13 protein-coding genes and 1 pseudogene are annotated in these 12,494 nt (G+C 51.4%); 12 read left to right on the forward strand and 2 right to left on the reverse strand.

What is annotated here, in order from left to right; genetic code table 11:
- The 6 genes and pseudogenes from ACP5D4_RS18505 to ACP5D4_RS18530 form a co-directional block, all read left to right on the forward strand.
- Positions 1–498: pseudogene (locus ACP5D4_RS18505) on the forward strand (cation:proton antiporter); the annotation flags it as partial.
- A complete protein-coding gene (locus tag ACP5D4_RS18510; RefSeq protein WP_428013093.1) occupies positions 495–914 on the forward strand; it encodes a Na+/H+ antiporter subunit E in 420 nt (139 codons plus the stop codon). The pseudogene ACP5D4_RS18505 and the gene ACP5D4_RS18510, both read left to right, overlap by 4 nt.
- A gap of 4 nt (positions 915–918) precedes the next feature.
- Positions 919–1,173, forward strand: a complete 255-nt coding sequence (locus tag ACP5D4_RS18515) for a hypothetical protein (protein ID WP_428013094.1) — start codon at positions 919–921, stop codon at positions 1,171–1,173.
- Positions 1,170–1,448 carry a monovalent cation/H(+) antiporter subunit G gene (locus ACP5D4_RS18520; RefSeq protein WP_428013095.1) on the forward strand — a complete coding sequence of 93 codons (279 nt, stop codon included), beginning with the start codon at positions 1,170–1,172 and terminating at the stop codon, positions 1,446–1,448. The genes ACP5D4_RS18515 and ACP5D4_RS18520 overlap by 4 nt, the downstream gene beginning before the upstream one ends.
- A complete protein-coding gene (locus tag ACP5D4_RS18525; RefSeq protein WP_428013096.1) occupies positions 1,441–2,082 on the forward strand; it encodes a DUF4040 domain-containing protein in 642 nt (213 codons plus the stop codon). Before ACP5D4_RS18520 ends, ACP5D4_RS18525 begins: the two co-directional genes overlap by 8 nt.
- Positions 2,082–2,744 (forward strand): Na(+)/H(+) antiporter subunit B, encoded by a 663-nt coding sequence (locus ACP5D4_RS18530; protein WP_428013097.1) that lies wholly within the window; start codon positions 2,082–2,084, stop codon positions 2,742–2,744. The genes ACP5D4_RS18525 and ACP5D4_RS18530 overlap by 1 nt, the downstream gene beginning before the upstream one ends.
- Positions 2,745–2,820: 76 nt before the next feature.
- Here the strand turns inward: ACP5D4_RS18530 and ACP5D4_RS18535 are convergent, their stop codons facing one another.
- Positions 2,821–4,026: a glycosyltransferase gene (locus ACP5D4_RS18535; RefSeq protein ID WP_428013103.1), complete on the reverse strand. Its 1,206-nt coding sequence runs from the start codon at positions 4,024–4,026 to the stop codon at positions 2,821–2,823.
- 186 nt (positions 4,027–4,212) lie between these two features.
- Here ACP5D4_RS18535 and ACP5D4_RS18540 point away from each other — a divergent pair, with 186 nt between their 5' ends.
- The 5 genes from ACP5D4_RS18540 (at position 4,213) to bioD (ending at position 9,576) form a co-directional block, all read left to right on the forward strand.
- Positions 4,213–4,833 carry a serine O-acetyltransferase gene (locus ACP5D4_RS18540; protein WP_428013098.1) on the forward strand — a complete coding sequence of 207 codons (621 nt, stop codon included), beginning with the start codon at positions 4,213–4,215 and terminating at the stop codon, positions 4,831–4,833.
- A gap of 15 nt (positions 4,834–4,848) precedes the next feature.
- Positions 4,849–6,522: a hormogonium polysaccharide biosynthesis protein HpsL gene (hpsL, locus tag ACP5D4_RS18545; protein ID WP_428013099.1), complete on the forward strand. Its 1,674-nt coding sequence runs from the start codon at positions 4,849–4,851 to the stop codon at positions 6,520–6,522.
- 99 nt (positions 6,523–6,621) lie between these two features.
- Complete coding sequence (hpsN, locus tag ACP5D4_RS18550) at positions 6,622–7,599, forward strand: hormogonium polysaccharide biosynthesis glycosyltransferase HpsN (protein WP_428013104.1); 978 nt, start codon at positions 6,622–6,624, stop codon at positions 7,597–7,599.
- Positions 7,600–7,666: 67 nt separating this feature from the next.
- The gene (gene hpsO / locus ACP5D4_RS18555) at positions 7,667–8,836 is read left to right on the forward strand and encodes a hormogonium polysaccharide biosynthesis glycosyltransferase HpsO (protein ID WP_428013100.1); all 1,170 of its coding nucleotides are present in this window, start codon (positions 7,667–7,669) and stop codon (positions 8,834–8,836) included.
- Positions 8,837–8,883: 47 nt separating this feature from the next.
- A complete protein-coding gene (gene bioD, locus ACP5D4_RS18560) occupies positions 8,884–9,576 on the forward strand; it encodes a dethiobiotin synthase (RefSeq protein ID WP_428013101.1) in 693 nt (230 codons plus the stop codon).
- Between the two features lie 140 nt (positions 9,577–9,716).
- Here bioD and ACP5D4_RS18565 read toward each other — a convergent pair whose 3' ends face one another.
- A complete protein-coding gene (locus tag ACP5D4_RS18565) occupies positions 9,717–11,825 on the reverse strand; it encodes a TIGR00300 family protein (protein WP_428013102.1) in 2,109 nt (702 codons plus the stop codon).
- A gap of 336 nt (positions 11,826–12,161) precedes the next feature.
- On the opposite strand from ACP5D4_RS18565, the gene ACP5D4_RS18570 reads away from it, so the two are divergent.
- Positions 12,162–12,494: FAD-dependent oxidoreductase (locus tag ACP5D4_RS18570; RefSeq protein ID WP_428013105.1), on the forward strand; the 333-nt coding region annotated here is incomplete at its 3' end.

Raw genomic sequence — 12,494 nt, forward strand, 5'->3', positions numbered from 1 at the left:
CCCAGTCGCAACCTCAAAACCCTGCGACACCAACCCATCGCCACCCCAGTTTGGCTGGCCTTAGCCATCGCTGCCTTTTCCATCTCTGGGTTTCCCCTCCTATCTGGATTTGGGGCGAAGGTGTTGACGATGAAAAACCTTTTACCCTGGCAAGTTATCGCGATGAATATTGCCGCCTTGGGAACCGCGATTTCTTTTGCCAAATTTATTTTCCTCCCCCACGAATCTCAGCCAGAACATCACGTTAAACCGGGATTTTGGCCGGCGGTTCTGGTGTTGTTGGCGGGTCTGTTCGTCGCCAACGGCGTCTATTACGAAGCCTATACGCTGGAAAACATTGTCAAACCCTTAGTCACCATCGCTTTAGGATGGTTGGCGTACTGGCTGATTTTTCAGCGAGCGCAGGTCAAAATTTCTCGAAAACTCGAAGAATTCGATCACTTAATCGGAGTCATGAGTTTAGTAACCCTTGCCCTGTTTTGGATGGTGTTGGCATGATTGGCTATTTAGATTTACTGCTGCGACTGGCGATTTGGTTTTTACTCACCGCCGACCTCAGCCCGGCCAATATTGCGATCGGGGTGGCGGTGGCGTTGCTGTTACCTCGCACTTCCACGACGCGGGCGGTGTTGAGAGACTGGTTGCACGTGCTGTGGGAAATCCTTCAAGCGATTCCCATCGCCTATTTTGAAGCGATCGAAATTATCCTTCGTCCCCACACGAGAGAAGACTTAACCCTCGAACGAGTCAAGCCCAATCGCACGCCGGGACTGATTTTTCTCGACATTTTTCTTATCACTTTTACGCCAAAAACCATTGTTTTAAAATATCAAGAAGACGGATGGTATAAAGTTCATTGGGTACGTCGCCAGCGACGCCAAAACGGGACAATTCAAGAGCGTAAAGAGGGATAAAATCATGACCGACGGCATCTTAGCAGCTGCAATTTTAGCGTTGTTAATTCCCATTTACGAAGCTTGGCAGGACGACGATATCTGGCAAAAAATTCTCGCCTTTGCCAGCATCGCCACGAAAACCTCGGTCTTGATTTTAGTGGTTTCGGTGTTGCGAGACGATTGGACGATCGGGGTCGTGGGAGTCTTGATTTTAAGTGTCGGTAACGCGGCGTTAATGCTGTTAGCCCACGTCATCAGACGGATGAACGAATTATGATAAACGCTTTGAGTTTGGGATTGATGATAGTCGGTATCGTATTCTGGTTTTGGGGGACTTGGCCGCTTCTGGGAGAGCGATCGGTACTCTTTAAACTCCACAGCCTCTCGGTGTCGGATACTTTAGGGTCGATGGCGATTATTGCGGGTTTGCTGTTGAAAATTCCCCGAGAATGGCCGCTACTGGTGCTGGCGTTGATATCTCTGGCAATCTGGAATACAGTGCTGGGTTACGTCCTGGCCTACTGTTCGACGGAGGGACGAGGCGATGACTGAGGAATGGTACGTGGTGGCGATCGTTGCCCTGTTGCCCTTAACGGCCGCAATGTTGGTCACGCAGGCCAATCCCTATCACGCCCTGGTCATTCGCGGCATTTTGGGGGCGGTGGCGGCGTTGGTATACGCCCTGTTTGGGGCGGCGGACGTCGCCTTGACCGAGGCGCTCGTCGGTACGATGCTATCGATTACCCTATACGCGATCGCCGTCCGGTCTTCGATGCTGATGCGGGTCGGTATCCTGGCGGGGGAAACGATTCCAGACTCTACAGACCTAGACTCTAAAGACGAGGAAGCGTCTCATCCGGCGACGCCAATTCTCTCGGCATTGAAACGGTCTTTGAACAAACACTATATGCGCCTGGAATTGGTGACGTATCCCGACGATTTGGCGTTGCAAACGGCGTTGACGACCAAAGACGTCCATACGATTTGGCGGACGGCGGAGTCCGAGGCGACGCCGACGACTTACCAGCTTCAGACTCGCGTGCGGCGGCTTTACGAGATTTTACAGGGAGAATTGCCCCACACCGCTGAGTTGGTATACGTCAACCCCGCCGACGCCAGCGTATCGGAGACGGCTTCAAACAAGTCAACTAACATCGATCGATCGGATTCAGCGGAGGCACACTGATGAAGTGGATTTATTTGGCGGCGGGAATTGCCCTCTACCTGAAAATGCTGTTCTTTCCCGAACCGACCATCGACCCGGCAGAGGTTTCGATCGTCGAGAGTATTGTACGAGACAGCGGCGTTCCCAACGCGGTATCGGGCATCATTTTCCGAAATCGGCTCTACGACACGATTTTTGAAGTGGTGGTGTTCACCCTAGCCATTTTGGGCGTGCGGTTTTTGCTGGCAGACGAACAACCCTCTTCGAGCGTTTATCAGTTTAACGACGGTCCTTCGATCGTGTTGGCGCGTCTGGGGGCGACGATTGCCGCCCTCGTCAGCATCGAACTGGCGATTCGAGGGCATCTCAGTCCCGGTGGCGGCTTTGCGGCTGGGGTGGCTGGGGGAACTGCGATCGGACTGGTGGCGATTACGTCTTCGCCGCAATGGATGGAGGCGATTTACCAACGCTGGCACGCCGCGACTTGGGAGAAAATTTCGGTATTGGTATTTATTCTGCTGGCTGGGTTGTCCTTGGTGGGGGTGGAACCGCCTCACGGCGAGGTGGGAACCCTCATTAGCGGCGGTTGGATACCGATTTTGAATATTTTGGTGGCCATTAAGGTGGCGTTGGGATCTTGGGCGGCGATTTTGCTGTTTATTCGATATCGCGGATTGTTGTAGCGAGGTGATGGGATGAGCCATCATCCCCTCATCCCATCATTCCCTCATCCCCTCATCCCCTCATCTCCCCATCCCATCACCGCACGTCCGTTACGCGCCAGTTGAGTTTTAGGTTAATCCAGAAGTTCCAAAAGGTGACGAGGGCGATCGCGATTAATTTCGCCACGTACTCGTTAACGCCTAACAGGTTAAACAGCAGGTTGACGATCGAAACGTTCAACAGCAACCCCGCCAGACAGACGAGGTTAAATTTCAGAAATCGCTTAAACCGCTTGCGCCATCCCCGTTGTCGGCGGGACAAATCAGCAAAAGTCCACAAGTCGTTCCACAGGAAATTATTGAAAATCGCCACTTCCGCCGATAAAACGGCACTGCGAGTCAGTCCCAAGGCCAAACCGTCGCGCAGCAGGTAAAACACGGCTAAATCGACGAACACGCCGCTGAATCCCACGACGCCGAAGCGCAGAAATCGAGCTAGGGGCAATAAATCGACGCGCAGTCGCAGCAAATGTTGCAAATATTCGAGGTACTGCTTCCAGGTGACTTTACTTTCCCCTTCGTTGCGTTCTTGGAAGACGTATCCCACTTCGCCAATCCAGCGAATGTCGCCCCGTCCGAGAACTTCGATGAGGATTTTGTAACCGACGGGATCGAGGGGTTTTCCGGCGATCGCATCTCGACGCACCATGAAAAAGCCACTCATGGGATCGCTGACGCGGCCGACAACGCCGGGAAGGAGGATTAAACCAATCAGTTGCGCTCCCCGCGAGAGAAACCGCCGCGCGAGACTCCAATCGCTGACACCACCCCCTTCGACGTGACGACTGGCGACGGCGAGATCGGCGCCTCGATCGATCTCTTCCCACAGGTTCGCCAGGACTTCCGGGGGATGCTGTAAGTCGGCGTCGATGACGCCCAGGATTTCCCCTCGGGCTGCTTGCCAGCCTCGGATTACGGCGGTAGACAGTCCCCGTTCGTGGCGGCGGCGAATCGATCGAAGTTGGGGATAGAGTTGTGCGAGGTGGTCGGCCAGTTCCCAGGTTCGATCGCCGCTGTCGTCGTCTACGACGATTAACTCGTAATCGTTGGGGACTAAGCGATCGAGCAGTTGGGTGAGGCGTTGGACGAGTTGGCGGAGGTTGCGGCGTTCGTTGTAGGTGGGAACGACAAGGGAGAGTTTCAGGGGTCGATCGAGGGTCGTTCGATCGTTGGGATAAATCCGCAACCCCGTTTCGGGAAACGGCGGCAGAACCTCGATCTCAGAACTCTTGGGTTGGGACATGACCGGGCGCAGTTGGCAAAACACGGATACAACCATACCAAACCCAGACCGTTCTCGAGACAAATTCCGCGCGTCTTCGAGGTTGGCAGGAAGCCAAGCCACCGAGCTATAGTGGAATCGGTTTGGGAGACAGCTCGCTTGCCAACGCCGAGCTTATCAGTTTCAAACGTAACCCGGCATCCCACTATGAAATCAGTTTTCAAAGGTATTTTCTTTACCCTCTCGTTACTTTGGGTGTCGCCGTTACTGGTTCTCTTTGGGTTGAGTGCCGATCGCGATACGATTCGCTACGATACGAAATGTTGGATCGAAAATCTCGATCGACCCAATCGAACGCCCCTCGTCAACCTCCTCTATTTACTCGCAAAACATCCTGAATTCCTCAATCTGTTCTATCACCGTATCTTTCAAGGGAATGCTTTATCCCGAATTCTGTTGGGGCTGTTGAAAATTATTTACCGTCCCTGTCCCTATTTATTTATCGACAATTCCAGCAAAATCGGGGCGGGACTGTTCCTCCAACATGCTTTCAGCACCATTATTATGGCGGATCTTGGCGAAAACTGTTGGGTTAACCAACAAGTGACCGTCGGCTACAAAGATAGAACCGGACGTCCGACCATTGGCAATAACGTCCGGATTACAGCGGGCGCGAAAGTCTTAGGTAATATAAAAGTTGGAGATAACGTCGTTGTGGGAGCGAATGCCGTCGTGGTTAAAAACGTTCCCGAAAATTGTGTTGTTGTTGGGGTGCCAGCTTACATCGTTAAACGCGATGGAGTTAAAGTGAACGAACCACTGGTGTGATTTCCCGTTTGGATAATGCCCGGCAAAAAATCAAAAAAATCGAAAAAAGGCAAAAAAGGCCAGACGCCTGCCAATCCTAACGAACCGATCCTGAGTAAAAAAGAACTCGCCGCCCAAAAACGCAAGCAAGCGAAGGAACGCAAAGAACTGATACAAACCTTCGTGACGGCTGCTGTAGTGGGTGGAATTATTGGGATTGCCCTATTCTTCGTGAAAAACGAAAAACTCGCCATTGCTGGAGGCGGCGGGATTATTGCTTTGTGGATGTCTTACAAATATCCGTTTCTCGCCCTCTGGGTATTTATTATTTATATGCCCTTTGCTGGCACAATCACCTATTGGATTGGCGGAGGAAATGCTTTATTTCAACTGGCCAAAGATGGCTTTGCATTTCCGGCAATGTTTGCGATTTGGCAGAATCTAAAAAAACAACGAAAACCCTTTATTATTCCGAAGTCTCTCAAAACCCCTCTCATGGTCTTAATGGGGATTCTTGCTATAACCTTTCTGGGGACGAACGTCGTTCAACAATTTTCAGGAACGCCGGGCGAGCAACCCATTGCCATGGGTATTCTTGGATTTAAGGTGTTTTTAGGATATCTCCCCTTAATTACTTGCACCTATTATCTTATTAAAGACAAAAAAGATTTTTTGTGGTTTACTCGACTGCACGTAATATTGGTGCTTATTTGTTGTTTCCTGGGGTTGATGCAGTATATGATGCTGTCTTCAGGGATTTGTAAGGGAACCGACCACTTAACGGGAGATGATTTATTTAAAGCAACGCTCGATGCAAAATGTTTGGTCGGAGGGTCGTTAGTTTTCAGCCCCTCCCAAAATATGATTCGCTTACCGGGAACCTTTGTCGCACCTTGGCAGTGGGCATGGTTTTTAATTGGAAATATCTTCTTTACCTTTGCGTCAGCCTTTAGCGATCCGTCGTTACTCTGGCAGTTAATTAGTTTTCTCGGCATGGCTTTAGTATTTGTGAATTCCGTGATTTCCGGACAGCGAATTGCCCTGTTACTCGTGCCGACGATTACAATTATTTTACTGGTTCTCACGGGGCAACTTTCTAAGCCCCAACGATTTATCCCGATTGTTGGAGGAATTGGCGTACTGATCGTTTTGGGAATGATTTTATTCCCCGATGTAATCCAGGGACGAATTGAAAGTACGATTTCTCGATGGCAAGCCTCGCCGCCTACTGAGTTTATTACACACCAAGCCGAGTTTACGTCAAAAGGTCAGAGTGGTATCCTCGGTCACGGACTCGGACGTGCGACAAATTCAGCCCGAATGTTTGGGGATACGGCGTTAATTGAAACTTATTATCCTAAACTGTTGTACGAAATCGGACCCTTGGGCGTGTTGGCATTTCTCGGGCTGGTTACCTCTATCACGGTGTCGAGTTTTAAAATTTGGCGATCGCTAAAAGAAAAACACTTTCGCAGCTACGCCGCCTGTTTTTGGGTCTTTATCTTTTTTATCAGCTATCAAACCTATTACTATCCCCTCGATGTCGATCCGGTGGCCGTCTATTACTGGATGGTCGTTGGAGCGATGTTACGCCTTCCCGAACTTGAAGAAAAAGAGTTTGAACGACTGGCAGCACTCGAGGATCTAGAAGACCAAGATCCCAAAAAACGCAAGAAAAAGGCACGACGAAAAAAAGTGACCGCCAAGTAAAAATTGACGGTTCTCTTTTGAAGAGAGGCTTTTGAAGAGATTCTTCAGTTTCGGTTACGTTTTGCTTAACATTACGGTTATGTTTAGGAGTTGCTTGTGGTGAACCTGCCTTCGATTTCGGTTGTCATCCCCACCTATCGCCGCGAAGCGGCTTTGCGGGATACTATCGCCGATGTCCTCAAACAGGACTATTCCGAGTTTGAAACGATCGTGGTAGACCAAACGCCAACCCACGAACCGGAAACGGAAACTTATTTAAAAGAACTCTCTGAATCTGAAAAAATTCAGTGGTATCGCGTGGATTGGGCCAGCCTTCCCGGTGCGCGAAACTATGCGGTTCGTCGGTCTTCGGGAGACGTTATCGTGTTTATCGATGACGACGTAAAACTCGAACCAAACTATTTACAAACTCACGCTAGAAATTATGTCGATCGACCGGAAATTGGTGCCGTCGCCGGACGGGTGTTCGATCGCATGAAACTCGCCGACTCCGGAGGCGCCCTCAAAATTCAACAACTTCCCCCGGAAGCAATGGACCCCGGTATCGCTTGGTATTACATCGATTTAGTCCACACCGTCGAACCCCAGCAAGTTCTCTCAGCCCGAGGTTGCAATATGTCCTTTCGCCGCGAGGTTTTCGAGAAGTTCGGCTTGCAATTCGACGAACGCTATCGCGGAAGTGCGGTTCGCGAAGAGTCGGATTTCTGTTTGCGCTTCCGAAAAACGGGCTTTCAAATTTGGTACGATCCGGAAGCTTCGCTCATTCACTTAGGTGAAGAAACTGGAGGCTGTCACGATATCAGCACGAAATCGGTTCAGTACCAAATTACATTTTATCACAACCACTTTTTTATGGGATTGCATAATTTAACCGTCGGACAGTGTTTGCGCTTTTTCGCAAAACTGTTTGACTGCCACGTTCTCGGACATCCTCCCTGTAATAAAAGCGGCTCTCCGATTAAAATTTTGGTACGGCTGGGATTTTACAGCATGGGGTTTTTAAAAGCTCTCAAAACCTGGATTCAATCCCTTTGGGACGACGGACAAATTTACAGTCGTCAAGATGAATTCTATTAAAAAAACTCACGCTTATCGCAAAAATATCTTTTTGTCAACTTTTTAGGGTTTATCGACTTAAAAATTCATGAAAATTGTCGTCGCCAGTCATACCTATATCGTCGATCTCAATCGAGAAAAACTGCGGGAACTCGCCAAACTCGCCCCCGATATTGAAGTGACGGTGGTGGTTCCCAAACGCTGGAAACCCGGCGGCGTTCAAAATCGAGTGGTGGAAAGCGAACCTGTTGATGAAGGGTCGTTTCGCGTAGTTCCGCTGTCTAACTTCAGCCAAAATCAACAAGGTTTGTTAACCTTTGGCTGGGATTTAGTAGACTTGTTGCGTCAGTTTCGTCCCCAAATTATTCAAGTCGAACAGGGGGCGAAAGCCTTGGGATACGCCCAAACCATTACTCTCAATAACGGGTTGGGATTAAAGGCGAAAAACGTCTTTTTTACCTGGTGGAACGTTCCCTATACGTTGAAGTTTCCCGTGTCGCTGTTGGAACAGTACAATCTCAGCCATACGGACGGGATTGTGGCGGGAAATCAAGATGGGGCGGAAATTCTACGCGATCGCGGCTACAACGGCCCGATTACAGTGCTTCCTCAGTTGGGGGTTGACGAAACCCTGTTTCGACCGCAAGAGGTTCCGGAACTGCGCCAAAAACTGGGATTGGAACCGACGGATTTCGTCGTGGGTTTCGTGGGACGCTTCGTTGAAGAAAAGGGCTTGTTAACGCTGTGTAAAGCCTTGGAAGGATTGCGCGATCGACCCTGGAAATGGCTGCTTCTCGGACGGGGACCGCTGAAAGAATCCCTAGAAGGCTGGGTTAAAGAAAATCAGTTTGAAGACCGGGTGATTTTCGTCGAAAGCGTTCCCCACGACGAAGTTTATCGCTATATCAATTTACTCAACACCCTGGTTTTACCCTCGGAAACCACCTATAAATTCAAAACCCTCTCCTCAGTGGGTTGGAAAGAACAGTTCGGCCACGTTCTCATCGAAGCGATGGCTTGTCGCGTTCCTCTCATCGGTTCCGATTCGGGGGAAATTCCCTATGTCATCGACGAAACGGGTTTGGTCTTTCCCGAAGGAAAGGCGGAAAAATTGCGGGACTGTTTGGTGACGTTGATGGACGACCCCGAATTGGCGCAACAGAAAGCGCAGCAAGGGTTCGATCGCGCCATGAAACGCTATACCAACCGCGCCATCGCCCAACAACAACTCGACTTTTATCAACAACTCCTCGGCTGAAACCCCGTACAATCGTTAATCGTGATATTAGGGATGATTTGGGTTTCATGGCTGAGATTCGATCGAACGCACTCTCGATCGCGGGAACGGATACTGACGCGGGAAAAACCATATTAACCGCCGCACTCGTCGCCTATTGGCGCAAATACCGTCAACACCAATCCTTGGGATTGATGAAACCGCTACAGTCGGGAACCGGCGATCGCGAGTTTTTTACAGAAGTCTTCGACCTCGACCAATCCCCCGAATCCATTACACCGCAATATTTTCAAGCGCCTTTAGCGCCTCCTCTCGCCGCCGAAAAAGAAGGGCGAAGCATCGACCTCGCCATCGTCTGGCGCGAACTCCAACAGCTTCGCCAACAGCGAGATTTCTGTCTGGTGGAATTTTTGGGCGGTTTGGGTTCCCCCGTCACCCGAGAACTCATCGTGGCGGATTTGGCGCGAGATTGGCGTTTACCGACGCTGTTAGTCGTTCCGGTGAAGTTGGGGTCGATTTCCCATGCGGTGGCGAACGTCGCCTTGGCGCGTCAGATGAAGGTGGAGTTACGGGGAATCGTCCTCAATTGCGTCGAACCTCGGACGGAGGAGGATATCGCCAAGTGGACGCCGAAGGATTTAATCGAGTCGATGACTCAGGTTCCGGTGTTGGGGTGCATTCCTTATTTGGAGAACGTTAAGGATACAGAAAAACTGGCCGCGATCGCAGCCAGTTTGGATTGGGAAACGATGGGGGTGTAAGTTCACCACAGAGACACAGAGGACACAGAGAAGGGAGTTTTAGGGCGATTGACACCTTAGCGGTGCGTCTGTTGAAGTGATTTCCCCTGCGCGTTTTCGGTTTTTCAGTCTAACGCATCCTACCCCTCCTCATCGCCTCATCATCCCTTTACCGCTAAGGGACTGGTGAGGCGTTCGAGTTGTTTCACCAACAGACTCAGGAACAAACCGACATCCGTAACGACGCCAGTAGATTCAACCGAACCGCGATCGCTCAATTTCGTCACCACCGCCGGGTTGATGTCCACGCATACCATTTTCACCCCCGAAGGCGTCATGTTTCCGACACCGATCGAATGCAGCATCGTCGAAAGCATCAGAATCATATCAGACCCTTCGATGACGTGGGCGTATTGCGCTTGGGCTTTAATTAAGTCCATTTCCGTATCGGGAAGCGGTCCGTCATCGCGAATCGACCCCGCCAACACGAAGGGAACGTTATGTTTGACGCATTCATACATCACGCCGTTGGTAATCATTCCCTGTTCCACGGCGTTGGCGATGCTTCCGTGACGGCGAATCGTGTTGATGACGTTGAGGTGGTGGCGGTGTCCGCCCCGAACCGCGACGCCTCGCTTCATATCCACCCCGAGGGAGGTTCCTAACGTCGATTGTTCGATGTCGTGGACGGCGATGGCGTTTCCGCCGAGAAGTCCTTGGATGTAGCCTTCGCGAATCAGCCAAGAGAGATGTTCTGCGCCGCCAGTGTGGATGACGACGGGGCCGGCGGTGACGACGACTTTACCGCCGCGATCGCGAATGCGCCGCAGTTCCCACGCCACTTGTTCGACGACTAACTCCACCCGGCGTTCGCTGGAGACGCCCGCAGACATGAAGCTGAATTCTTGTGACCCCCGTTGTTCGCGAGATTCGGGTTTGCGAACGGTACGGATTCCGGTGACGTTAACGACGACTTTTTCCCCGACTTCGAGATCTCGTAAAATCTTGCACTGGGCGACGAGGCCGTTTTCGGTTTCGCGAACGGCGATCGCGCCGTCCATCCGTTGTTTTTGGACGCGCACCCACTGGCCGTTAATGCGGATTTCCGTAGGATAAATCGTCGTCACGTAGAAGTCGTCTGGGGCGACGCCTGCTTGAAGTACCGGTTCGAGTTGGGCGTCTCGTTCGTCTTCGGGAAGCGATACCGCCCCCAAGTCGATGAGTTGGGCGACGATTTCTTCCATCACCGCGTTGGAGGGGGCGGAAACGTGAACTTCCGCTGAGGAGGTGCTTTGACGCTGTTCGCCCAGGTTGAAGTTACGGACTTGGAAGCTTCCGCCCCCTTCGACGACTAAATCGAGGGCGCGGTTGATAATTCCCGCGTCGAGGAGATGACCTTGTAGGGTAATGGTTTTGGAGACGATCGAATCGACGGCGCGAACGTCTCGGGCGATGGGTTCGGTGGTGCGTAACGTCAGACATTTGGCGGCGCCCCCGGCTTTGAGAAATTCGTTCAGGGGCGTTTCGATGACCCGGAAACCTACGTCGCCCAGTCTGGCTTTGAGGTTGTCGCTGGCTTGGTTCATCACCACTACGTCATCGACATTGACGGCGTTACAGGCGAAGTTGACGGCGTCGGGTTCTTCGATGGCGATGCGTTTTTCCGCCGGAACCCGCATTTCGATGAGGCGGTTGGAGTAGAAGTCGAAGGCGGGGGGATAGTAGAGGAGATAGCCGTTGGTGAGGGGACAGAAGCAGGTATCGAGGTGGTAGAAGCGATCGTCTACCAGTTGCAGCGACAGTACCTCGATGTCCAGCCATTTGGCCAGGTAGGGGTGGGAGTCCAGTTCGGAACGGAAGCCGTATCCCGCCCACAGCCAGCGTCCTTGGCGATCGAGCAGGGCGTCGCCCGCCCCTTCAAAGGGGAGGTCTTTCGGGAGTTCGTGGACGGTGAAACCGTTATTTTCAAACCAGCGTTTGAAGTGGGGTTCTTCCCCTTGGCGTTCGGAATGGTAAAAACGACTCAGAACGACGTTGTTTCCGAGGACGAGTCCGGCGTTGGCGGTGAAGACCATGTCCGGCCAGCCTTTTTCGGGTTCGACGAGATCGACGGTTGCGTGGTCTTTGAGGATTTTGTAGAGTCCTTCCCACTGGGTTTCAGCGCGATCTCGGGAGGAACGATGGATGTTTCCTTCCATCCAGGGGTTGATAACGTAGTCCACATCGTAGTGATGAGGCGGACACATGAGGATGCGAATCGAGTCGGTCATAACGGTATTTACACCTTGAAAGGGTTGCGATCGAGGGCGGTTTGTCGAATTTCTCGAGTTGGACTCGCCTTCGGACTTGCGACGCACGGCGTCAACGATCGACCCTTGGGACGGTTAAAAACTCCGGTTCGATCGCGCAAGTGCTGCGTCGCATTTTCGTCAAAATTTTAAAGCAACGAGCCAACTTTTAATCTTATTACAGGACAGAGTTGGCAAACTGTAAACAGCAAACGTTTTTTGAGACCCATAAAATTTTGAGAGACTCGCAAAATCCTTTGATATTGAAGGGTTTTTGGGTTTTATCGAGATTGTATGACATTGTTAGGGAGCGATGACATCATGAAAATTGCCATTGTGGGATGTGGGATCGTCGGGGCTGCGATCGCCTACGAATTGAGTCGAGTTTCGGGATTAGAAATTACGGTATTCGAGAAAGAAAATCCCGCCTCGGCTTCGACGGGTGCGGCGTTAGGAGTGTTGATGGGGGCAATTAGTCAGAAAAAACCGAAAAGTCGCGCCTGGAAACTGCGAGAAGCCAGTTTGCGACGCTACGAAACCTTAATTCCAGAGTTGGAAGCGCAACTCGATCGCTCCATTCCCCGCAACGACAACGGCTTGACTACTCTCCGCGCTAAAGCGACGGAGATTCCCCGGAGGGATTTCAGCACT

The organism is Baaleninema sp. (genome assembly GCF_049974805.1).
Classification (GTDB): Bacteria; Cyanobacteriota; Cyanobacteriia; order Cyanobacteriales; family Geitlerinemataceae; genus Baaleninema.